Below are 24,646 nucleotides of genomic sequence, written 5' to 3' on the forward strand. Positions count from 1 at the left end.
GATTATGAGCCATTTGATCTCCTCATTCGTCAGTTTTACCATGCCATTCGAAGGCATGGACTGACGAAATAATAACTGGACTCCACAACTCAAAATACCGATGAGTAAAGATTATTAGTACCGAAACGTGCTTTGTTACAACTCAAGATGTCGTGAATTTACGTTACGTTGGTTTGTCTGTTTGTTTTGCTCCTTCCTCCTTCATTTACCACATCGTCATATATCTCAAGGGTGTAGGCGGCGATTTTATCCCACGTGAAATACTTTTCCGCCCGTGTCCTCGCTCTTTCACCCATGTTCCGCGCTTCTTCCAGGTCTTCAAGCAGGGACAGTATCCCCCATGCGATATCTGCAGAATTATTACCATCGACATGAATGCCCGTTTGGTCAGGGCCTGCGGGGATTACAAAATCTCTAAATCCCATGACGCCTTTGGCACCGACTACAAGGGGCTTTCCCATCGCCATCCCTTCTAACGCAACAATCCCGAACGGCTCGTACACGGAAGGGGCGACAAAGATATCGCAAGCACCGTAATGCAATATCCGTTCTTCCTCGCTTACAAACTCATATTTGGTCTTAACCCGATCGCCAATGTTCAATATGCTTATTAGGTCGGAAATACTTCGTTCTAATTCCCCTTTCCCAAGTATTACTAGTTTCGCCTCGGGATGCTTGCTTATAACCGTAGGCATTCCTTTTATCAGGTTTATGACACCTTTTACTGAAGTCAACCTCCCAACAAAGAGTATCATTTTCTCTTCTGGGCGAATCCCATATTTGCTCCTCAATCCCATAATATCCTCGTTTGAAAGCTTATTTGGATTATATTTATCTGTATGAATGCCATTCCAGCAGACATTTATTTTATGAGCATCGAAGCCATGCCGTATGAGATCTTCTTGCATCGGATAACTTACCGTTATAATCCTATCAGCTATTTCCCCTGCGGTCTTCTCGATATGCGTAACCGTCGCTGAGCCACCATCGAGAGCACGACCCCATTCAGTGGAATGCACATGAAAGACGAAAGGGAGATTCGTCTCTCGCTTCGCCATGATCCCTGACATCGCACTCAGCCAGTCATGTGCACAGATTATATCAAATGTATATCCCTCTTTTCTTACCAGCTCGTTAGCAAATTTAGTCGCACTGAGGATGTTATATATCAGCACGTCGTTGAAGAATTTTATTCCCGTACCCCATTTTCTTAGGTCCTCGGTCATGCAGAGCGGAAGTATGCCGCCTCCCTCCACAAGCAGTGGTCTGTTAACATCAATGCCTTTTAAGGTCTCTCTCGTCTTTAACGTCCCGTCATTCAGAGTGAATACAGAGACATCATGTCCCAGCTTGACCATTGCAGGGCAAATATTCGCCGCATAGGTTCCCAGGCCGCCCACAATTCGCGGCGGATATTCCCAAACGAAAAAGCCGATTCTCATGTGTGATGCACTCTTTTTTCTCCAAGGTTTTATTTCAATCTAACTTTAACGCCCCTACGTTCGCCCTTACTCTTCGGTAAGAACTCTAACTTATCCTCCTGAGCAAGCCATCCAAGACCCATATACACGGTGCTCTGCGGTGCGTTGAACGCTTTGGCCACGTCGGATATGCTCAACTCCCCCTTTTCCTTCAGCAAATGCCATATCTCTCCTGCGATGTTTCCTATCTCTTTCCTATTATTTACCATGTTAAAATTATATGACGGAAAAGATAAGAATGTTTTGTTTTCACTCCAGATATTTGGTCAAAGTCCTCATGTCGCTTTTTGATATCGTGCGTCAATGTTTATACTGTGTGTGACTAATTCCTCACCCACATTTTCCCGTATCTTGCTCCTAAAATCACCTCGTGTCGTATACCCATTCGTGCGTCTCTTCCGCTTCCACTTGCGACATACCCGTCAGATACTCCTGCAGCTCAGTCAAAATCCAGATCTTTTAATATCAGCCCTTAAACGGGCATCAAAATCGTGGATAACTGATAATAACGTGACAAACGCATCATAAGGCTTTTTAAAGTGAGAAAAATAGCTGTGTACATCACCGGGTGCACCGCCAGACGTGAACATGTAATAGAGATGGTCGCTTATTCCCAGGTATCGCCATATTTTTAGCATTTCATCATCTTTTGACGCTTTTACATACGGCTCGAGCCATCTCAGATAATCATAACACGCCCACTGCATCGTATTCCCGATAAAGCACGACGTGTCTTTCTCCACATCAGCCCACGATGTCGTTTCTAAATCCCGCACATCTATTGTCCCTGTCGGCTGATACGTTTCTACGAGTTCAGAAGGGGTCGCAAATTTCATTTGGGCTGCCAATACCTGCTTAGGAAGATCCTGGAGGAAACTAAATACCCCTGTATCTGCCCATTGATGCTCGCCAAACGTCTCGTAATCTAAAAAGAGGGTTATACATTGCCCCGGTGTCGCATCGAGCCAGGCGGCATATTTAGAGGCCGTCAAAGGATATTCTGGCCAACTCTTAAGAGAAAATCTAAACCCTATATCATCCGTTAAGGTATAATCCCTGAGCAGCACTTTGAGATTTTTGCAGCCCACAGGCTCATAAACGTAATTTGGTGAGCGCCCATTCAATACCCGCTCCACACCCTCGGCGATGATCCCCCGGTACCCCATGGCCTCCACAAGCTTCGCTATTCGGTTGTTGTACAACAGCTCGGTGTTTTCAAAAAAAGTGGGTTCGTAGCCGATTACATCGCGCATTACTTCACGATGCATGCGTACTTGCTCGATAAACTCGTCCTCGTCCTCATAAAGACCCACTAGTGAATGATAATACGTTTGATCCAGGAACTCTACGCGTCCGCTCGCGGCAAGCTCTCTGAAATCTTCTACTAAATCCTTAAAACCGTATCGTTCGCACTGCTCGATGAACACGCCGGTAACGCTATACGCCACTTTAAAATCGTCGTATTCATCTATCAACCGTAATATGAGTTCATTTGTCGGTCGATAGCATTTTGCCGCTACTTTCTCAAATATTCCCCTATCTTTGAAATCGGAAAAGTAATGAGCGAAGAGGTCGGCACCCTTCACGCTTCCTTTGAACATCTGTTTCTGCCAGAAGAAGTCATCTCTTAATCGGTACGGCTGATGAACTTCAAAAATAAGGCAGATGCTCTTCTTTATCATTTCGTTCACATCATCCATAAGTACTCAATAAGCCCTCTTTTTAAATAAGACTTGTAGCATAAATAAATGCGTTGGCTTTCTGCTGTAACGTACACGCACAATTTTTCCGCTAATTATCCCCCTCGGTGGCTAGTGGTCTATTGATGTCACTGCCTTATATGTTACACCAACATAGGAACAATGAGGGCAATGATAGCGGATCGAATAAAACGATGAAATACGAAATAACGGAACTTGACATACCACTCGGACAGTTATCACCGGATGCCCACGAGTTGTTTCATCGTTTTTATACGGTTGAACGCTCAACGGGTAGCCAGAAAGTTCCTGAAGCGATGGAGCAGTGGGTGAAAGAGCGGTTTGGCTCTGTTGAGCGCATCGAGGCGCAACGGATCATCTCAATTAAAAACCGGTTTACGGGAGAGCATAGTTTGTTCAATCAGTTACGGAGCGATAGACCCATCGAGGCGAGATCTAAGATTCGATTAGAGGAATTAGAAGAGAAAGAGAACTGCCTTTTTTGTAATCCCGAAACCCAAACACCAGCAGATGTGTTCGGCAGGATAAGGGGGAAATATTGTATTACTGCAAGCAATATAGCAAAGTATGATGCGGTTCACAGTTTGATCATTTTCAAGGAGCACAATCCGTTGGTGATACGAAAGGACTGGATCGCGGATTACTTAAGCACCGGAGAGCGCTGGTTTGATGAGGTCTCTCACTACTACCGGGGTGAACGGGGACTCCAAAAGTTCTTCATGTGGAATTGTCTCTGGAAGAGCGGAGCTTCAATTATCCACGGGCATATGCAATTAAGTGCCTCTAAGGAGCGCTATGGTAAATTAGAAGCTTTAGATAAAGCTGCTGCCGATTATAACCGGAGATTTAACGCCGATTATTTCGAGGATTTATATACCGTTCATAAGACGTTAGGTCTTGCGAAAGAGAACAAAGGAGAAAAAATCCTGTGCTATTTGACGCCAATAAAGGAGAAGGAGATTTTTATTCTCAGCAAGGCGAAGAGAAGCGATGACATGGCGGATACAATTTACACGGTGTTGAAGAGCTATCTCGATATGGGGGTGCAGTCATACAACCTTGCGATCTTTCAGCTGCATGACGGGCATATCGTTCGGCTTGTCGATAGAGGTTCTTTAGCCGATAGAACTTCTGATTTCGGAGCAATGGAACTGTATTCGGCTTCTGTTATTTCTTCCGATCCCTTCAAGTTAGCACACGTTATATTCTCCTGATGTGTTTCACGGGCACACGGGCCCAGACAGGAGGGAGTCATGGTGTTAACGAACAAGGTCAAGAACGTCTACGTCATTGCGCAGAAATGCATCGACGTACCGCATGCCCGGTGGAATCGTCAATCCAGGATTAATTTTGGTTCTAATAAGCCTGCATCCCTCGCCGATGTGAACAGCATGGCCAAGCACCGAATTTGACTCGATAGAGGTGGGGCTCGCTCGGGTTGATTCTATTACAACTTTACGCCCCAAGATGCTGTCCGTAATACGCGTATGATCTCCTATTCGTGCTGCATCCATAATCGCGGACCGTTCTACGTTTACATACTCACCGAGTATGCAGAAATTATCGATGTTTGAATCAGCAATTTTGGAGTAATCGCCAATTCTCGTATGCCTTCCAATCAGAGCGGCCCCTTCGATGAATAACTTATTTTCTTTATAGTTATTGACAATCGCTTCCCTCCGCTTGATAGATTCCTCGCTGTAACCCTGGAGCCAAATGTTTCTATCCGGTGCAATTTTTGGTTCTAAAATTCGTATATCCAGTGCACCGTGAAGCACCTCATGCATAGCCTTAAGATATTTCTCTGGACTACCCACATCATACCATACGTTCAGTTCATACCCATAGACCGGATAGCCATGATCGACCAGGTAAGGAATGAAGTCGAATCCGAAATCGAGCCTCCTTCTCTCTTCAGTTATCCGTTTTATCTCCGCATTTTCAACGATTTGTCTGATTTCTGGTGAGAGGAGGTAGATGCCCGCATTGGCAAGCTTGCTCGGTGCTTTATCGGCTTTCGGCTTTTCGATAAATCGCTTAATCCGCATCGTATTATCTAACTCGGCAATGCCGTATTCCTCTACGTTATCCACCTTCGTCAGAGCGATGGTCATATATGCGCCCTTCTCTTCGTGCACTTTGATAAAGTCATTGAGCTCGAGGTTGAAGAGGTTATCTCCCTGAATCACAAGCACGGGATCACGAACGTCATAATAGCCCATGTTAAGCCGGTAAGAATCAGCGCTTCCAAAGTCATCCAAGTTAGGTTGGTGTTTAATATGCACCCGGGGTTCGATCATATACTTTGCTGAGAACCCAATCCCCTCTCCATACTGATCGAAGAGGTTGGTATAGTTGGTATAACCGCCCTCTCCAAAGATGAAGTTTCTTATACCCTGTTCCGCGAGTGTTGCCATTGAGAATTCGAGTAACGGTCTGTTCAAGAACCTGACGCAGGGCTTTGATATATAATATGTTAATGGCTTTAACCGCTTTGCCTGACCGCCGACTGGAATAAAGCACTTCAGTTTCGTTACATCCATAATCTAGTTAAGGTGAACTGAAGGTTTATTAGGCTTTCGAAATAGGTGGGTCGTGGTCCTTCTCATCGAGGAATAAAGCAGGTGTTGAAAGCCTAAACCACCTTTTCAACCGCAGCGACATAGTTTTCGATTTTATTTTGCCATGAGAAGCTCTCGGCTAACTGATACGCCTTCCTTTTTAATGCAAGGAGTTCATCATACGGCATGTCTCTCAAACCCATCAAGAAATCTTTCAAAGTATCGGTAACGTCCTCATCGCTCCTATTTAAAACTGGCAGCACATAGATTCCATCTTTCTCATCACCCTTACCCATCGATTTGAGTTCCACGCCCAATCCTGAAAGGTCACTCGTGACTGCGATGCACCCATTTGCCGCCGCTTCAATTGGTGTTAACCCAAACGGCTCGTATCTGCTTGGAAATATGCCAAGATCACACCCGTTCACAAAGTCAAAATAGCTCAGATACATTGGCATTCGGTCCGCGCTGAGATACGATGGTATGATCATCATTTTCACGTTATCCTCTTCCCTATTTCTCAGCCCCAACTGCCAGCACAGGTCCAAAATCGGGTCTTGCTCATAAGCATAATCATGCGTCGCAATCGGTGGGAATGTGTCCCGCGTTAACGCTTCGGGAATCTCGAACGCATTGCTCAAAATTTCTGCCATCGTCACATCTTTACTGAGCACCTCTCTTATGCTCTTATCAAGGAAGGCCTGGTCGTTCTGTACGACTGCCTGTGTCAACATCTCGATGAAATAGTCAGAAACTGGTTCGAGCGTGCTTCTAAGCCTCCGATACTGCGTTTTCGCCTTCAACACCGTTTCATTAAGCCCTTTTACCCGTGAGGGCACTAACATGAACGTGTAGACCTGCTTAGTAGCTTCAGTGCCTCGGAGTTCGTCATTCAACTTTGCTAACGCTCTGATATAAAGGTCAAATCCCTTGTTCACAAGCTCGTATCTCCCCGAGGTCATCACAATCAAACTATCCCGTTTTTCTATATCATAGTGTGGCGAGAGAACGACCCGCATAAATTCATGGATTATCTCCTTGTGCACCGCGTGTATTTTCCGAACATCGCCGAAGGCTCTTCCCGCGGGCATCCTTATGCCATTTGTCAGAATGATATCCGACGTTTTGCCGAGATAATATGCGGCTTCTTCTGCGATTGATTGGGATACTGAGGCGAAGAGGTCGCTATTTTCAGCCGCTGCGATTTCCGTGAAGTGTGTTGCCTGCACACCCCGTTCGTAGGCGCTTACGGTTGTTCCCTCAAGCCCTTTTGTCAACCCCGCTCGAACTTTCTTTGTGACATTAACGCCTGTTGCGCTATCCGCTCTTCCATGCGATGTTGCATGGGTAACGAAGATAGTGCGGTAGGGTAGGTCAAATACCTTTCTTCTGAAAATGACACCTGCCGATAGCCATTCATGCACGATGACTACCGTTTTTTTATCCGCATACAACGGGGTTTTCAAGAGCAACTCGATCAGATGGCCAGCCGCTTCAGACCACGTTATCGCTTCATCATAAAAATAATCACTGGTGTAGCTATCAATCCTGAAAAGCTCCCAGTTCCTCCTTTTGATGACATGACCTATCGAGTTGAGACCTGCAGGGTCATTTTGGGACACCCCTAAAACTGTTCTATTATAACTCTCATCAGATGCTGGCTTATTCATATACCCATGAGTATCTAACAGAATGCAGGGTACTCTTCTCCCCCCCTTCCAGCATCCATAATAGGCCTGAATACCTTCATTTAAAAGCGTTCTGAACACGTTGTCCACATCGATAGGTGGTGTCTTCTGCAGGAAATCGTGCGGTGAGGTCGCGTGGTTGTAAAGTCCAACCGCCAGATAGTTTGGGAATTTTTCCACCATCAAGTCCGCCTTTGAGGCAAGTACACCGTATATTCCACCTACCTTGTTACAAACCTCATTTGACACTTCTACCAGCAATATCTCGTTCGTTGTCATGTTTTCTGGTGAGTTAGCGATTTAACCATCCTTTTTAAACTATCACGCCCCTACTATTTATAAGTTGGGTCCCATTTTCCCATTTTGCTTCCAAAAGGTCGGGAAAAAGTGAGTGCTCGGGGGGTTAAAAGATGGAATCGTTGCGAATCGGCATGTTTTCATGGGAAAGCCTCCATTCGGTGAGGGTAGGGGGTATAGCACCGCACGTTTCCGAGCTTGCAGAGATTTTGGCAGCCAAAGGACACGAAGTGCATGTGTTCACGCGAGTTGGTGATAAAAGTGAGTACGACGAGATAAATGGCGTGCATTACCAGCGATGCCCACATGACCAATCGGGCGGTGTTGCTACGCAAATGGATCGTATGTGTGATGCAATGGTACATCGATTTGATGCCGTGCAGAAGTTATTTGGGAAATTCGATATTAGCCACGGCCACGATTGGCATCCCGTAATTGCATTGAACACTATCAAGAGAACCTATGGCGTACCCTATGTACTGACCTTCCACAGCACTGAATGGGGACGGAATGGTAATATGTTTGGATCGTGGTGGGAATTTCGTGAGATTTCGCACAGAGAATGGCTTGCGGGCTATGAATCGGCGGTGGTGATCGTTACCTCAGTGAATTTAAAGAACGAGCTGCAATTCCTTTATCAAATCCCCGAGTATAAACTGCATTTGATTCCTAATGGTCTCAATGCGGGTAAGATAAAACGGGCGATTGACCCGGGTACGATAAAAAAGCAGTATGGCATACACCCCTTAGCCCCCGTTGTACTGTTTATTGGCCGCATGAGCTATCAAAAAGGACCCGATCTCCTGGTTGAGGCAGTTCCAAAGGTGTTGGCAAGTCGATGGGACGTCAAGTTTGTCTTCATCGGCGAGGGGGAGCTGAGACGTTCCTGCGAGCATCGAATAGCTCAATTAGGCGTAAAACATGCGTGCCATTTTCTCGGGTACGCATCTGATGACGTAGCAGCCGATTGGATGAATGCGTGCGATCTTGTCTGTGTGCCGAGCCGTAACGAGCCGTTTTGCATCGTCGTCCTGGAAGCATGGGATGCCGATAAACCTATTGTCGGCACGGAAGCGGTTCACCTGATCTCTAATTTCACGACCGGCATCAAAGCGTACCTATCGCCCGATTCACTCGCATGGTGTATCAATTATGCGCTCGCCAATCCTGAGGCGGCGAAACGTATGGGCGAAAACGGCAAAAAGTTGATTACCAAGAAGTATAATTGGCATTGCATTGCAGATGAAGTCGTGGATGTGTATAAGCGAGTGGTGGAGTAAGCGGCGTCTTTGACTAGATAAAACCACCATTGGTCAATTATTTATGAAAGATACAAAGTTGAGAAAGGATGCACGAGAGATCTTTAATGCCTCTCTCAAAGCTGTAGACCCTGCTGTTGCAGTCAAGAAACAGGTAGGATTGGCCGGTGGGATTTTACGCGTTGGCGATCGGCGTTATGATCTCGATGAGTATGCCCATCTCTATGTGGCGGGGTGCGGCAAAGCCGCCGCTTCGATGGCGCACGCCCTGGAAGATCTCCTACAAGACCGGATAGATGGTGGCATTGTAAATGTCAAGTACGGGTATACAACGGATTTAAACTTCATCAAACTTAATGAGGCGGGCCATCCAATTCCCGATGAGGCTGGTGTGCGGGGAACGCGAGAGATCGTGACCTTGCTACACGGGCTCGGCGAGAACGATTTGGTGCTATTTGTAATTTCTGGCGGCGGGTCGGCGTTACTGCCGCTTCCGCAAGAGGGAATCAGTCTGGAGGAGAAGCAAGAAGTGACGAAGCTGCTTCTGGAGAGCGGTGCAAGCATAGACGAGATGAACGCGATACGAAAGCACATCTCCAGGGTAAAGGGCGGGCAATTGGCGAGAGCCGCGTATCCGGCAACCGTGATCTCGCTTCTGCTGTCCGACGTGGTTGGGGATCGCATGGACGTGATCGCGTCAGGACCAACCGTTCCTGACGAGTCCACCTTTGAAGAGTGTCGTGAAATACTCGAGAGATACAACTTGAAACTCCCGGAAGCCGTTTCGACTCTGCTGAAAAGGGGTCTGAACGGCGAGCTCGAAGAAACCCCAAAAGCGGGCGACCCCATTTTTGAGAAGACCTGTAATCTCATCATCGGCAGCAACATACTCGCACTGAACGCTGCGGCGCAAAAAGCCCAGGAGCTGGGGTATCATACGCTCATACTCTCTTCGGCGATCGAGGGAGAGACGAAAGAGGTCGCTAAGGTTCACGCGGCGATAGCAAAGGAGATCCACGCAACCGGGAATCCCATCAAAAAGCCTGCGTGTATCATCTCAGGCGGTGAGACGACGGTAACCATTAAGGGAACGGGCCTTGGCGGGCGGAATCAGGAATTTGTCCTTTCGAGTGCAATTGAAATCGCGGGAATGGATGGCACGGTCATACTCAGTTGCGGCACTGACGGCACCGACGGCCCGACTGATGCGGCTGGCGCTCTCGTCGATGGGTTCACTGTCCAAAGAGCCAAGAAACAAGGGATGCAACCGATCGAATATCTGCGAAATAACGACGCTTACTACTTCTTTGAGAAACTGGATGATCTTATTAAAACCGGGCCGACGAATACGAACGTGATGGATGTCAGGCTGGTGCTGTGTCGATGAGTCCTCCATCCCCGAGTCCTCCGCGATAGTGCTACAAGAGGCCGCTGAACGCGATTCTGAGACGATAGCATGAAGGTAACAAAAGCACCGACAGCAATTTAGCTCGACCCTTTTTCACGGTTTTTATCCAAAAAAGACCGCAGAAAAACGTTAAACGGGGGAAGCCGCGAGGCTTTAGAGATAAATTGCCTGTTGATACACGATTCTCAAAATCAGAGGGAGCCCCCATTTAAACCTGTAACACGCTAAATCTAGAATGTACCGAAAGATTTATAAGAACAAATGATTTTTTGGTTTTATATAAAAATGTCAATGAAGAAGGTTTTTAGCTGGTCAACTAAATATATACTGTTCCCATTGATACCGTTTCTGTTGGGGTCTTTAATGCGCTATTTTTATCAAGAACTCACTTTTTGGTCTATTTTGGATCCTTCTGATCTATCATTTTCAATGACTATAATATGTTTTTTGGCTGCTATTAGTGCAAGAAAACTGAGAGATGAAGATCTAGCTGATGGCTTATCAATTGTTTTCTTTGGACTAATGTTTACTTTTTTGGTTGCTTTCGTTTGTGTGGGTGCTGCTCATATGGAGATAGAGGAATCTCTTATGTCATCGATTGAAGATATAAACGATAAGCCTGAAAACTATATTAATATCAATCAAACTATATCTCATAATCTTCAGATAATTGAAAAAAGTGAGGCTAGATTATCTAAAATAACAAAATTTGAAGTTGTACTGAGTTGTATTACTATTCCTTCGATAATAATATTAAAAATAAGATATAAACTAGGGGAGTGATATACATGGATAAAGAATTTTATCGGTTTGATTTTTTTACTTTGAGTACTATGATGATAATTATTTTAGGTGTGTCAATTTTCCTTTTTACACAGGAATATCCAGAGGTTTTAAATTTCTTGCTTGCAATAATAGCCTTTCTTTTTGGAATCAGTACAATTTTATTGGGTAGAATTGTACAACGTACCCCAGCTACTTTATCAATAGGCTTTTTAGGATACCCCTCGTCAGGTAAGACTGTATTTTTGACCGTTTTATTTGACGAGCTGGGCACAAAGACTTTTGACAACATCTCTTTCAGCCCTTATGGTAGTGAAACAGTTGAAAAATATACGCAGGATTTAAATTTGCTCACATCAGGCCAATGGTTACCTCCAACGTCTCCGAAAGGAACATTTTTTTATCGTGCAAAAGCAGTTAGAGAGTACGGTTTTTTCAGAAAAAAGTTTAAAATAGAAATCGGCGATTATGCAGGAGAACATATTCACGAATTTGACGCAGATGATGATATGTGGCTCCAGAAAACTGATTATTTCAATTATGTGATTCAAAGTGATGCTATCCTTATTGCTATTGATGTTCAGCGACTTATTGATGGTACGGATGTGGAGATCCGTGAAATGGAAAATAACTTAATTGCGGCAATTCACATACTCCTCGAGAAAAAAGGAGTTTCTGCTGGATCCAAATTGCGAGCCCCCGTGGCTCTGACTTTTATGAAATACGACCTAATAAATGATTTGGCTTCTGCAGATCAAACAAAGATAATGGAGAAGGTAATAAGATTAGAAAAGGTCTGTGAGAATAGATGCCAAACTTTCAATATTTTTAATGTATCATCTGTAGGACATTTAAATGAATTAGGCAATCCACCGACGGATTTAAAACCAATTGGCGTAGTAAAACCCCTTCTTTGGATTTTAAAAAATAAATGAGTGCAATTTCTATCATGATTTTAAAATATTAAATATGCATAAACCGATAATACTCCGTCTTTGCGTTTAACAATTCTACACGAGAAGATTAGAATCTGATAACAGACTGTACTCAATCAATTTTCGTAAAGTTAGCTTTAGCTTACTGCAACGTTATTCATCACTCACCCAGCAGTTAACCTGATAGATAACGCTTACAGCGGCAACGCCACCTCTTTCCCGGTTTCCGCAGACAGATACCCGGCAATCTGTATCTCAAGCGCAGCGCGTCCGTCTTTCCCTGTGATCTTCGGCTCGCGATCCTCGATGATGCTCGCCACAAATTCGTCCACCGCGCTCTGGATGTCCACGCGCCACCAATCCTGTTCTTCCCTTCGTTCGTTATCTGAGATGGCAAAATCGTGATACGGCTTCTCGATAAGCGCGACTCCTTTCGTGCCCAGAATTTCGAATCGGACGTCAAGCCCTTTGGGATAGCCCGGTGGATTCGCCCAGCCCGCACTCAAAAGGGCAATGACCTCGTTCGCAAAGGTTATCAGCATGCAGCCGAGGTCATCGATCTCGATCGCTGCATCTAACCGCTTGCCGATATCCGCATACACGCGCTTCGCCTCCGAGCCCGTCAACCAGCGTAACGCATCAATCGCATGGATACCAATATCGCCAAACCCGCCAAAGCCCGCTCGTTCTGGATCGAAGAACCACGCGGTATCCACGCCTTTTATATACCTTGGGCTCTTCCCGTACTTCACTGCGTAGATGTACTGCAGCTCGCCCAGGTCGCCACCGTCTATCAGTTCCTTCGCGCGGATGAACGGGATCTGGAATCGCGGGTTGAAGGGCACCATCAGTTTTACGTGAGCTGAGGCAGCACAGCGGATAATCTCGTCTGCATCGCTCAACGTCAATGCGATCGGCTTGTCACAGAGCACATGCACACCCGCCTCCGCGGCCAGTTCGATCACGTCCTTATGGTCTGGTGGAGTCGTCCCAACGTAGATCGCATCTAACCCGTCGAAGAACTTATCCAGGGTCTCATAGTACGAACAGCCAATCGAATCGGCATCTTTCTTGGCGACTTCTTTATTCGCGCCAAGCGCCGCGATCTTTGTTATCCGAACGGTTTGAGTGCTCAAAAACGCCGGAACGTACCGGAGCACGTGCACGTGGTCATAACCCACAATACCAACGTTGAGTTTTTGCATTTTATTTATCACCTCACCTCATACTTTGACCGGCGCTCCCTTATCGATCGATTCCTCCGCCGCAAGCACGATTTTTAATATCTCGTATGCATCCTCTTTGGTGACGACCGGCTCTTCGTCACTCTCGATGCAGCGCAGAAACTCTCTCATTTCGTCATAAAAACTGCTCAAATCGGTGGACAGGAGCGGCCAATAGCGGGGGTATTCGAGTTTGTCCGTGACGAGGAGCATGGGATTCGTATTCTTATCACTGTATTCGATCCGTCCCCCGGTGCCAACGAGATCCAACGCGGAGTAAAACGGTCCGTAAGCCGCTGGAAACGCCCAGCTCACGTCAAAAAACGCGGTCTTTCCACCGTCCAGCCGTAACAAAACGGTCGCCAGATCACACGTCTTTCTCTCCTTTGCCTCGGTTCTGATCATCTTTCCCTGAGCGCATACCTCTTTTACCTCGCTTCCCAGGAACCAGGTTACCATCGAGACGCAGTGCACACCCAGGTCCAGCAGGACACCGCCGCTCTTCTCACTATCCCAATGCCAGGAATCTGGTGCAAAGGGCAGCCAGCTCCGTTCACACCGCCTGAAGTACATTGGCGTTCCAATCCGTCCAGAATCGATGGTCTCCTTTATTTTCTTCCACCGCCGATCAAATCGCCGTGTATGGGCGATGAATAAACCCTTATCACTCTTATCCGCGGCTCTGAACATCGCTTCCGCCTCTTTTAAATTTCGCGCCATTGGCTTCTCGCAGATAACGTGCTTGCCCGCCTCGAGCGCGGCGATGCTCAACGGCGCATGTTCGTGGGTTGGCACACACAGGTCGACGAGGTCAATCTCATCATCACTCAGCAGGTCATCCACACTGGTAAAGCATTTCGCCGCACCGAGCTCTTTACATGCACGCTCCGCACGCTCTGCAATGACATCACAGGTCGCCTGGATCTCGACACCACGCAGCGCCTTCCAGACGTGTGAATGCGCCAGATTATAAACGTTCCCATTGCCTACAATTGCAACTTTCATTACCGGTACCTGTTCATTCCATTACGGCTGGTTAGCTAGTAAATGGACTTCAAATAATCGCGTTCTTGCTCGAAGATCTCGGCCTGTCGCTCTATCTCTCTCTCCGCCTCATTTGTGTCCATATCCTTTGTATCATTGACATAGCTCGCAAATCGCCCCATCCAGAGTATCCGCAAAGCGTCAAGTATGTTGGTTCTCTCTTCCGCATTTCGCTTGTACGCAGCGGCCATATTGTAAACGATTCGTGCCCACAACTCAGGCCCGATATCTGCCGGCTCCTTCTGAGCCGCTTTTTCAAGCTCTTTAAAGACGTCATTAGCCATACTTGCCGATATGAGGGTCTCAAAGTCCTTGTACCCCTGTTTGAACATCTTGTCCACTTTGCCAATATCGACTGCTACAGGGGTGGGCTTTTGACCGTGATACTTGGCCTTCACCCTTCTTACCCTTCGGGGTATGTATTCATTCCTCCATACATCCTCATAATACATCATCAAGTCCAGCATCGAGCCCACAACCTCTCTGAACATCGGTGTCAAGTGCGTACCGGGATCGATGTACTTCGTGGTAGATTCGTGTAATTTCAGTCCGAGGAGCACCTCCTGAATGCCGACGTTCTCCGCCGCTGCAACGGTCGTCATAAAAATATCAATACCAAAGCGTGAGGGGAAAAGCGGGTGCTCTAAGAGCCTGCTGGAAAACTCGGCTGAGACACCAAAATCACCACCTATTGGCTGTCTTAGATGTACGCCGTAGAGAGCCCTCGTCAGGGGATACGCGAGGTTGTTGGTTATTATACCATCATACTTGTATCGAACATAATAGGGAACGACAAGATCTGCCGTCCCGTATATCGGCGGCTGCCCCAGGTGCTCTACCCACTGCGGACGGGCGCTCAGCAAGTCCCCATCCAGCAGTATTACCGTGTCAGCTTCAGCCTGCTTGGCGATCTCAAAGATTGTTCTGATGGCATTCCCCTTTCCCGACTCACCCATCAGCTCGGTGACTATTTTCGAGACGTTTCTCGGGAGTTCAAACAGTTCCGCAAGTTCCGCAGTCCGATCGGTGGAAAAGCCATTTGAGACGACCACGAGCCCTTTATAGTCTGATAAAAACTCCATAAGACCCGTAGCTGCCACGTTCATTACGTGCACTATCGTGGTGTCCACATTTTTCGCTGATATTCCTATTACTACATCCACCGGCTTTATCTTCTCTATCTTCTCCAATATTACGGACGTTAACAATTTTACTTTACACCCCTTTCGGAAGCTAATCGTGCTCCAGCTTTTAGATATTATTTACTATACAAATAGTATAAAAAACTTCCCTCGCAAAAAGCAGTGAAAAAAACCAATTCAAGCGGAAGAGACCAATCTATACCTCTCTTATGGAACACCATCATCTCATGTTCGTCATAGTTCATAACCCGTTCTCCACGCTTCTTCTAATTGCTCCCACCAAACGTATCTCGCACTGATGAACCTCAAAAGCCAGACATGTGCTCTTCGTTATCATTTCCGTCTGTGCTCTGATTATCTACTCCCCGAACTGTATCCACCACCGCCCGTTGAAGGAGTTATCGCAAAAATTGAAGAATCCGATTCTCATATTGATTGGTTTTACCAAGTTTGCTTATTTATATACGTCATCGTTGTCGTGAGCCTCCGGATGATGTTATACGGATATCACGCGTAAGGAATGGAGGAATGGTACGATGCTTTTTAAAGAGAAAGCGAGAATAGTAATCGATGGCGGGAGATAACGTCCTGATTGGAACAGTAAGGTTAGAGTCTTTCTTGCTCTTCTTATTCGCGTTTATTCTCACCTTGATCGTTGGCAATGTAGCATACGTTTTAATGCGGCGGCTGCTCGACGGGAGGCTTTCCCGGCGTAATTCCAAGTTGCTGGCACGAGCAACGCACTATGCCGTTCTTTTCGGCGGGATCTATTTAGGCATACACCACGTGCTCGGTCAAGATTTAACCGCATTTGCCGCCTCGCTGGGCGTCTTCAGCATTGCAATTGCCTTCTCTTCCCAGCAAATCATACAGAATCTCATCGCGGGATTATTGATTGCAATCGAAAGACCCATTCAGCTCGAGGAATGGATCGAAGTCGGGGGCGCGCCAGAAACAGGCGTCTGCAAAGTGAAGGACATTACGTTGACGACGACGGTGTTACGGAATACAAACGGTCGGCTGATTTACCTGCCAAACGCCGTATTGTTATCTTCCAGAGTCATTAACTACACCAAATCAGGCTTCGTAGAACTTCCCGTACAGTTAACGATCCCCTATGGCTCGGATCTGGGAGTGATTAAACGAATCGTCTTAGAAGTTGCTGATAAAAATGCGTGGATACTGCCGAATGTCCCTATCGCGGAGAAATCGATTATGACGCAACTCTTAGAAATGCCCCGATTTAAACGATTCTTTGAGCCCGATTTTAATGTAAAAATGTTCGAACCGAAGATCCTGATTGCTGATATCTCGGGCTCTAACATCACACTTAGCATTCGAATCTGGATACGGGAGGTCAATAAAAAGGACGAAATTGTGTCGGAATTTTTGGATGCCGTGTTGACGCGATTGAAAGAGGAGATTATTAACCCTTTTACGTTGGAATCGGAGCAGAGAGGCGATGAGAAATCTTGACGTACCAGAACCAACATAAATAGCTGTGCGATGGCTAAAAATACCACAAATGGAGCTACCAAAACAATCGGAGCGTTGATCGCATCGAGCCGCTATATCGTGCTGCTGGTCTTACTGGGGCTGGCAGTGCATCTTGTTCTACCACAGCTCACCTCGCTTGAACATTCGCTCCAGGTCATTAAGTCCTTGGTCCTTTGGGCCGTTGCGTTGGCCGTTGTGGCTCAGGTGTTGAGCTACCTGGGGAGTGGCTATCTGTTGCGAGAGATTGTTGCTATCACCCATCAGCGGTTCTCCCTCGTGAAAGGGATTATGATTACCCTTGCATCGTCCAGTGTTGGCGTGGTCGCTGGGGGTATGGTGGGCACTGCGGCCGCCACCTATCGCTGGATGCGCAGTAAGGGTGTTAGCTCAGAAGGTGCCACATTGGCGGGGATACTTCCCCTCCTGTTCAACAACGTGATACTAATCTTAGCTGCGATTTTTGGTCTGATTCACTTGCTGATCGTGCACCAGCTTTCACGTATCCAATCGATCAGCTTCTCCCTGATCGTGCTGCTGCTGGGTGCCGGCCTTTGCGGAGCACTGTGGGGCGTTCGTCATCGTTCAGAATCCACTGCACTGGCGGTTCGCGTGGCCAGCCGCTGGGCTAGGATTCGCCGCAAGCCGTATACAGCAACCGAGACCGAAGATGCAATGGCCCGCCTCTTTAGTGCATGGGATGCACTGCACCGTGGTGGATGGCACGGCCCGGCACTGGGCGCAGCGCTCAACACAGGCTTCGACATGCTAACACTCTATTTCCTCTTCTTCGCCGCTGCGGTTCCTATCGGTCCGGGTGCACTGCTGGCAGGTTATGGATTGCCGTTACTTTTTGGCAAGATAGCGTTTCTGCTGCCAGGCGGGCTTGGCGTGCCCGCGCCCGTCGTCGTTGTTGTTATTCTGACTTACCGCCTGCTCTCCTTCTGGCTGCCAACACTGCTTGGCTTTCCGATTGCGGCTTATTTACAGCACACTGAAAAGGATCACGAACCTCCCAGGCGCATTAGGTGATGCCGGAGCATCAATACGCGACATAACGATTCGAAGTTTGATGATAAAAGCGCCACGAGAGAAAATACGCTATTGCGACAGCTGCAACGCCACCTACTAACCAGAGGAGACTAAACAAGCTGCAAATGTGCATTGATAAGAAGTTAAAGTTTGGAAGCTATTCTTAAGTAATGCCGGATATGGAACTGCGATTCAAGCAAGATTGGCCTATCTGGGTGGTATCGAGTATCACCTTAGCAAACGGAGTGTTGAGCATCGTCTCTATACTTGCCGTACGGTTTCAAGAGCATCCACAACTCTTTCACATTCTTCTGCCGTTCGGACTTCATCAGTTGAGTCGCTCATTGACCTTAATTTTTGGGTTTATGCTCGTTTATCTCTCAGTACATCTATTCCATCGCAAGCAAGTTGCCTGGTGGCTTGCCACGATACTGTTAGTCTTATTAACCGTGGCCCAGATCGGTCGAGGATATCTCGTTTATACCGGTTTAGCTCCTGCGGTGACCGCTGCGCTTTTGCTTTTTGTACGGAAACGATTTACGGTCAGAAGTGAGCCAACGAGCATTGTAAAGGGTCTGACTCTGGTGGTTATAAGCCTGTCACTCGCTCTCGCTTACGGTACCTTAGGCTTTTGGCTGCTCCACAAAAACGACTTTGGCATCGAGTTTCACTTAGTGGAGTCCTTCATTCGGACATTACGCGAATTCACCCTCGTGGGAAATAGCGACCTTATCGCTCAAACGCGCCATGCTCGTTGGTTTTTGAATTCGTTGCGGATTCTGGGAGTGTTGGCGTGGGGATTTGCAGCGTATAGTTTGTTCAGACCGGTTACCTATCGATTGAAAACGTGGCCTCACGAACGGCTCGAAGCAAAAGGCATTTTGGAGAACTACGGACGTTCTTCACTGGATTTCTTCAAGCTGTGGCCGGATAAGGCATACTACTTCTCAGAAGATCGCACGTGTGTCATTGCCTACCGAGTTTCGCTGGGCGTCGCGCTCTGTTTGGGTGATCCAGTTGGTCCACCTGAGAAAATAGAGCAAACACTTCGGTCATTTCTCCAATTTTGTTCGAATAATGGCTGGCGTGTTGCCTTTCAGCATATTCTCCCCGATCTGCTTGAACTGTATCGCCAACTCGGATTCGATATTATAAAGATTGGTGAGGAAGCGATAGTCGACCTTGAACATTTTGTTAGTATTACGTCGAATAATAGAGAGTTCAGACAGACGGAGCGAAAAATGGAGAGAACGGGGTACAAAACAGCCTGGTACATACCTCCCCATCCGCTCAACGTTGTAAATGAGGCGGAAAGCGTGTCTCGCGAGTGGCTTTCACTGCCCGGGAGGCACGAACGTGGTTTTACCCTCGGCCAATTCGACCGCACGTATATAAATCAAACGCCCCTTTTTGCGGTACTTGACCAAGCGAACCACATACTTGCGTTCGTTAACGAAATCCCCACCTATCGAAAGGGCGAGGCAACTGCTGATCTGATGCGTCATCGCACAGAAATACCAAACGGAGCGATGGCTTATCTCTTTTTAAAACTACTCACTAGCTTGAAAGAGCGGGGTTCGCTTAAGTTCAACTTTGGGTTGGCCCCGCTTGCTGGAGTTGGTGAAGACCCGGGTTCAGGCCTCGAGGAGCATGCGGTGCATCTCCTTTTTGAGTACCTTAACAGATTTTTCTCGTTTAAGGGGCTGCGGGATTATAAAGATAAATTCGAACCAACCTGGGAGGATCGCTTTCTTGCCTACCAGGGTGGTCCACTCGGACTTTTAAAGGCAACTATCGCACTGATTAAAGTCACCGAAGGCTGGAGAATTATGGGTAAACAGGACGCTAACCTTTCGGATATTATCAAACGTTAGATACAGTTAGGATTTACGCACTCGAACCGAGCGTGTATCGAGGATGAGCTAGATAAGCTCGAATTGCCTCGCGAATGAAGCATGACTTTGCACCATACCAACTGATGCCGGTTTGTAGCCGATGTGCCTCCAACCGGAGAAACGCTCGCAGCGCCATGAGCAGATGGCTATTAAGCTCCGCAGCTTTCCTCACCTGGGCTTGTTCAATGCCGCAGCACTGCTTGATGCCCCGGTGGTAGACTTCTATCCCCCAGCCCCGCGCTTCCAGGCCCTCCCGGGTTGCTTCCGTGATACAGCTCAGCTGAATCGTATTGATGAACCTTTTACGGGGTTGTGGAACTAAGATTTACTATTACGTTTAATCCACTCCCAGGCTTCCCAGAGATCCTTTGCATAGAAATCGGGTCCGGGCTTCCGCTTATTCTCGTTCTGATCCCGGTCAAGCAAGATGACCGACATGCCAATTTGTTTGGGCCCTGGAACATCTCGATCGAAATTGTCACCAATGTACACGGCCTCTGCAGGGTGGACATTTAAGAGATCGCAGATAACAGCGAAAAGTCGAGGGTCTGGTTTTTTGAAGCCCAACTCGGTCGATACAAGCATGTGATCGAAGAACTGGTTGAGCGCCAGAATTCGCGCTTCTTCCCAGCAATACACCTTCTGTGCATCGGAGACGACCGCAAGGAAATAGCCATCGCGCTTCATTTCCCGTAAAACGGGAAGTGTACTGGGGAAGAGCTGAAATCGTTCGCGGCTGAGCAGCCGTTGCAGTTTGCAGCAGGATTCTGCGAGAAACGGGCAATACATGCCCTCTTTGCTGAGGATATTCTGAAACACCTGCTCGAGATCGATATCGGGGTAGCGCTCACCACTGTCTCTGAGGAGGCGCTCTTTCTCGAGCTCATACGCGGACTTCAATTTCTCCGCATCGATGGTGCCGCCGTAATACTGGAGGTAGAGCGCAAGGTTATGAAATATCTCGTCCTTGCCCTCATCGGTCTTAATATCCACCAGCGTGCCGTAGCAATCAAAGATTACAGCCCGTATTTGAGACATTGCTTCGCCTCCACTATCAGTCTTTTCCGATATGGCTCATCCAGCCACGTGTTTCGTGCTATCCTTAATAAGCCCAGCGACATATAAAGGGGTAGTTTACGCGTTATCATATAAAAAAACTGCTCATCTCGATACCGAACCGCGTACTCCCACAAAAAATGACCGATATACGGTTCCGCAGCGAGACCATCGCCAGTACGCCACATAAAGTGATGCTTCAATTCGGCTGCGAGGAACCCTAAATCCAAGCAGCGGTCCGCTTCTTTCATCTTATCCAGATCGATACCGATCACCTCGCCGTGGTGGAAGAAGAAGTTCGTCGGGGTTGCATCGCCATGGACGGTTACCGTTCGATCGTTAAATATATCGCTCTCACCCCACCATCTCGCTGCGTAGTTCTCGATATCATGTTGCTCCGATGAGTGCAGAGGTCCCTGACGCAACGAGTGCAATAACTTCCGTTGATACTGTTGAGCTAGCTTAGGCGAGACCTGCCGCCGTGTCTCACTCCTCTGATGGAGTTGGACAAAGAACCCGGCCAGACAGCTTAACTTCTCGAACAGGCGCTGTGACTGCCCTTCATAAATGGCTTTAGCGAGATAATGATCAAGGACTTTACCGGGCGCCATCTCCGTCACGAGCAGGGCTGCAAGATCCTTATTCTTACCCAATGGCGCAACGATACGATACGTACCACTCTGCATGCCGAAGTCTTCTCGTACGTGTTTTAGATTGAAATACCCCTTCTCTGCCCGTCGCCAGGCTTCTTCTCGGGTGATGGACTCGGACTCGAAGAACTTTCCCACTACCTTAATCTTTTTCGTCCGTTCACGGAAGAGATAGACCGGCCTTTCATCAGAAAGCCGTTTCATCTCTATTCGCCCGTAAGGGGGCGGCGCAAGTTGGGGGAATATCTCTCGCTCCAGATAGAGATAAATTGCCTTTTTATCATACATTAGCCTTTTCGTTATAGTTGTATTTGGTTGGCGTTAAACAAAAGATAGAATTGAATATCTAAAAAATTTTGGCTCTACTCTAAATAAGCTGAAGTACTCGGGAGGAGGGAGATAACGTACTATGGCCACACTCACGACACGTCTTCTCAGCATCAGAGCGGGCCGCTCATAAAGAAAGGAGTTTTGAACGTGTGGTTATTTTACCTGCACCTCACTAAAGGCGTGGGGGCGAAAGCAGGAAGGCGAAATCGTATAAAACCACAACAAATGCGAAAGATTTAAGTTGTTCAAGAGATGATGGTTGAAACAAAGTACATGAGCTACACGAAAGGGCAAGCCAAAATAAAGGTTAAGGGACTCATTGAGCGATTCCGGGATAATATTGATGTTTATAAGCGATCGACGTATAACGAGACGCAGGTACGACATGAATTTATTGATCCGTTCTTTGAAGTACTGGGCTGGGACGTGAACAATGCACAAGGCTATGCCGAGCAGTACAAGGAGGTTATTCACGAGGATACGATAAAAGTGGGTCTTTCAACAAGAGCGCCGGATTACAGCTTCAGGATTGGCGGCCAACGGAAGTTCTTTGTTGAAGCGAAGAAGCCGGCAGTGAACATAAAAGCGGATGTTAGCCCGTCATATCAGTTGCGGCGGTATGCATGGAGTGCGAAACTACCATTGTCGATTTTAACGGATTTCGAGGAGTTATCGGTCTTTGACTGTCGAATCAAGCCTAAACCAACGGACAAACCAGACATTGCGAGAATTAAGTACATTACCTTTGGCGAATATCTCGATAGATTTGATGAGATCTATGACATCTTTTCGAAAGAGGCGATACTTAAAGGCAGTTTTGATCGGTACGCAGAATCAACGAAAGGGAAGAAGGGCACTGCGGAAGTCGATACCGAATTTTTAAAGGAGATCGAGAGCTGGCGCGAGTTGCTGGCTAAGAACATCGCGCTTCGCAATCCTGACGTGACGATTTACGAGTTGAACTATGCAGTGCAGAAGATTATCGACCGGATCATCTTCCTGCGGATTTGCGAGGATCGAGGAATCGAGCCGTACGGGCAGTTGCAGACGAAAGCGGAATCCGGCGAGGTTTATAAGCACCTGTTAAACCACTTTAAACTCGCAGAGTCCAAATACAACAGCGGCATATTTGATTTCGAAGCGGATAAGATAACAGCCGCGTTGCAAATCGATGATAAGGTCTTGAAAACGATTATCCAGCATCTGTATTATCCGGAGTCACCGTATGAATTTTCAGTGCTCGGTGTGGAAATACTGGGAAATGTGTACGAGCAGTTTTTGGGTAAAGTCATCAGGCTGACCGCGGGCCATCAGGCGAAGGTGGAGACGAAGCCGGAGGTGAAAAAGGCGGGTGGCGTGTATTACACGCCTCAGTATATCGTCGAGTATATCGTCAATAACACGGTGGGTAAACTGATAGCGGGAAAGACACCGGACGAGATTGCGGAACTAAAGATTCTTGACCCTGCGTGCGGCTCTGGGAGTTTTCTTATCGGTGCGTACACGCTCTTGCTGAAATATCATCTGGACTGGTACACTAGTCACCAGCCGAAGAAGCACAAGGAGGCGGTATTTCAGGTTCGCGAGAACGAGTGGTATTTGACAACAGCAGAGAAGAAGCGGATTCTGCTGAACAACATCTTCGGCGTGGATATTGACCAGCAGGCGGTGGAAGTGACGAAATTGAGTTTGCAGTTGAAGTTGCTCGAACACGAAAGCAGAGAGAGCATCGACCAGCAGGTGAAATTAGGGCTTGAAGGCGTGTTGCCCATGACGATAATATCAAGTGCGGGAATTCGTTAATTGGCTCCGATTTCTATGAGACGCAGCAGACAACGCTCTTCAACGAGGATGAGATGCGGCGCATCAATGTCTTCGATTGGTATGATGACGAGAAAGGGTTTGGGAGGATTATGAAACGCGGCGGGTTCGATTGCGTTATTGGAAATCCGCCTTGGGTGGATATCAAAGGAATGGACCCGGAGCTTGTTGGTTACTACTTCCGAGGATACTCTACAACTCAGAATCGGATGAACATTTATGCAACCTTCATTCAAAAGAGCTTAGAGATTTTATCTGAAGGCGGACTGTTTGGATTTATCACTCCGAACTCCTATCTAACGCAGAGTTCGTACACTAAGTTAAGAAACTTGATTCTGGAGAACACTTGGATTCAGAAACTTGTTCGTTTACCAGACAACGTCTTCGCAAATGTTAAAGCAGAGACTGCAATCGTCATTTTGGAGAAAAACGGCACTGGACTGACGAGTATCCTTTTGTACAATAGGGCAGACGAAATCTCCGAAATTTCCGAACAGACTTGTGCAAATAAAAAAATGTTTTCGCAAAAAACCTGGCTTAATTCACCCGCATTCATCTTTAACATTTTCATTACAGAAAATATCGGGCAGCTTTTGCGAAAGATTGAAAGTGCGAGTCTACCCCTTCAGCAGTTCTGTGATTTTTCCCTTGGCTTAACACCTTACGACAAATACAAGGGACACACTCAACAACAAATCAAGAGTCGTGTTTTCCATTCTGATTATAAAAAAGATGAGACATTGTTAAGTAAACCAAAAAAGGTTACACATCGATGTATTCGTTTTTATGAGTCCTCTTTTCTTTCTTTTTCTGTAAAGGAGGATTA

At 47.0% G+C, this 24,646-nt stretch carries 18 protein-coding genes and 1 pseudogene; 9 read left to right on the forward strand and 10 right to left on the reverse strand.

All coding sequences use genetic code 11. The annotated features are described in order from the left end of the window. Nucleotides 1–158: 158 nt before the first annotated feature. The 3 genes from JW878_05600 to JW878_05610 form a co-directional block, all read right to left on the reverse strand. Nucleotides 159–1,442, reverse strand: a complete 1,284-nt coding sequence (locus JW878_05600) for a glycosyltransferase family 4 protein (GenBank protein MBN1762535.1) — start codon at nt 1,440–1,442, stop codon at nt 159–161. Nucleotides 1,443–1,471: 29 nt separating this feature from the next. Further along, nucleotides 1,472–1,690, reverse strand: coding sequence for a winged helix-turn-helix domain-containing protein (locus JW878_05605; GenBank protein ID MBN1762536.1), 219 nt, complete (start codon nt 1,688–1,690; stop codon nt 1,472–1,474). A gap of 234 nt (nt 1,691–1,924) precedes the next feature. Then, nucleotides 1,925–3,163 carry a glycoside hydrolase family 57 protein gene (locus tag JW878_05610; protein MBN1762537.1) on the reverse strand — a complete coding sequence of 413 codons (1,239 nt, stop codon included), beginning with the start codon at nt 3,161–3,163 and terminating at the stop codon, nt 1,925–1,927. Nucleotides 3,164–3,375: 212 nt separating this feature from the next. Here JW878_05610 and JW878_05615 point away from each other — a divergent pair, with 212 nt between their 5' ends. Beyond that, nucleotides 3,376–4,416 carry a hypothetical protein gene (locus JW878_05615; protein ID MBN1762538.1) on the forward strand — a complete coding sequence of 347 codons (1,041 nt, stop codon included), beginning with the start codon at nt 3,376–3,378 and terminating at the stop codon, nt 4,414–4,416. Nucleotides 4,417–4,461: 45 nt separating this feature from the next. Here the strand turns inward: JW878_05615 and JW878_05620 are convergent, their stop codons facing one another. Further along, a complete protein-coding gene (locus JW878_05620) occupies nt 4,462–5,745 on the reverse strand; it encodes an NDP-sugar synthase (protein MBN1762539.1) in 1,284 nt (427 codons plus the stop codon). A gap of 92 nt (nt 5,746–5,837) precedes the next feature. Continuing rightward, nucleotides 5,838–7,730 carry a glycosyltransferase gene (locus JW878_05625; GenBank protein ID MBN1762540.1) on the reverse strand — a complete coding sequence of 631 codons (1,893 nt, stop codon included), beginning with the start codon at nt 7,728–7,730 and terminating at the stop codon, nt 5,838–5,840. Between the two features lie 131 nt (nt 7,731–7,861). On the opposite strand from JW878_05625, the gene JW878_05630 reads away from it, so the two are divergent. From JW878_05630 to JW878_05645, 4 genes are all read left to right on the forward strand, one after another. Further along, complete coding sequence (locus JW878_05630) at nt 7,862–9,028, forward strand: glycosyltransferase family 4 protein (protein MBN1762541.1); 1,167 nt, start codon at nt 7,862–7,864, stop codon at nt 9,026–9,028. 43 nt (nt 9,029–9,071) lie between these two features. Further along, on the forward strand, nt 9,072–10,394 hold the full coding sequence (locus tag JW878_05635; GenBank protein MBN1762542.1) for a glycerate kinase: 1,323 nt from the start codon (nt 9,072–9,074) through the stop codon (nt 10,392–10,394). 306 nt (nt 10,395–10,700) lie between these two features. Further along, on the forward strand, nt 10,701–11,198 hold the full coding sequence (locus tag JW878_05640; protein ID MBN1762543.1) for a hypothetical protein: 498 nt from the start codon (nt 10,701–10,703) through the stop codon (nt 11,196–11,198). 5 nt (nt 11,199–11,203) lie between these two features. After that, nucleotides 11,204–12,133 (forward strand): hypothetical protein, encoded by a 930-nt coding sequence (locus JW878_05645; protein MBN1762544.1) that lies wholly within the window; start codon nt 11,204–11,206, stop codon nt 12,131–12,133. A 194-nt stretch (nt 12,134–12,327) separates the two neighbouring features. On the opposite strand, the gene JW878_05650 is transcribed toward JW878_05645, so the two are convergent. Genes JW878_05650 through JW878_05660 form a run of 3 tightly spaced genes read right to left on the reverse strand, consistent with a single transcriptional unit; the run spans nt 12,328 to nt 15,608 of the window. Then, entirely contained in the window at nt 12,328–13,338 is a 1,011-nt protein-coding gene (locus JW878_05650; protein ID MBN1762545.1) for a Gfo/Idh/MocA family oxidoreductase, read from the reverse strand. Nucleotides 13,339–13,356: 18 nt separating this feature from the next. Next, a complete protein-coding gene (locus JW878_05655) occupies nt 13,357–14,361 on the reverse strand; it encodes a Gfo/Idh/MocA family oxidoreductase (GenBank protein MBN1762546.1) in 1,005 nt (334 codons plus the stop codon). 35 nt (nt 14,362–14,396) lie between these two features. Next, nucleotides 14,397–15,608, reverse strand: a complete 1,212-nt coding sequence (locus JW878_05660; GenBank protein MBN1762547.1) for a glycosyl transferase family 2 — start codon at nt 15,606–15,608, stop codon at nt 14,397–14,399. A 504-nt stretch (nt 15,609–16,112) separates the two neighbouring features. Here JW878_05660 and JW878_05665 point away from each other — a divergent pair. The 3 genes from JW878_05665 to JW878_05675 all read left to right on the forward strand — a co-directional run bounded on the left by JW878_05665 (nt 16,113) and on the right by JW878_05675 (nt 19,942). Continuing rightward, nucleotides 16,113–17,018: a mechanosensitive ion channel gene (locus tag JW878_05665; GenBank protein MBN1762548.1), complete on the forward strand. Its 906-nt coding sequence runs from the start codon at nt 16,113–16,115 to the stop codon at nt 17,016–17,018. A gap of 30 nt (nt 17,019–17,048) precedes the next feature. Beyond that, on the forward strand, nt 17,049–18,068 hold the full coding sequence (locus JW878_05670; protein ID MBN1762549.1) for a flippase-like domain-containing protein: 1,020 nt from the start codon (nt 17,049–17,051) through the stop codon (nt 18,066–18,068). Nucleotides 18,069–18,238: 170 nt separating this feature from the next. Continuing rightward, on the forward strand, nt 18,239–19,942 hold the full coding sequence (locus tag JW878_05675) for a DUF2156 domain-containing protein (protein MBN1762550.1): 1,704 nt from the start codon (nt 18,239–18,241) through the stop codon (nt 19,940–19,942). Nucleotides 19,943–20,281: 339 nt separating this feature from the next. Here the strand turns inward: JW878_05675 and JW878_05680 are convergent, their stop codons facing one another. Both JW878_05680 and JW878_05685 read right to left on the reverse strand, forming a co-directional pair. After that, nucleotides 20,282–21,001, reverse strand: a complete 720-nt coding sequence (locus tag JW878_05680; GenBank protein ID MBN1762551.1) for an HAD-IA family hydrolase — start codon at nt 20,999–21,001, stop codon at nt 20,282–20,284. After that, nucleotides 20,980–21,957: a phosphotransferase gene (locus tag JW878_05685; protein ID MBN1762552.1), complete on the reverse strand. Its 978-nt coding sequence runs from the start codon at nt 21,955–21,957 to the stop codon at nt 20,980–20,982. The genes JW878_05680 and JW878_05685 overlap by 22 nt, the downstream gene beginning before the upstream one ends. Nucleotides 21,958–22,272: 315 nt before the next feature. On the opposite strand from JW878_05685, the pseudogene JW878_05690 reads away from it, so the two are divergent. Next, a pseudogene (locus JW878_05690) lies at nt 22,273–24,646 on the forward strand (N-6 DNA methylase).

Source organism: Methanomicrobia archaeon (genome assembly GCA_016930255.1).
Taxonomy (GTDB): domain Archaea; phylum Halobacteriota; class Syntropharchaeia; order Alkanophagales; family Methanospirareceae; genus JACGMN01.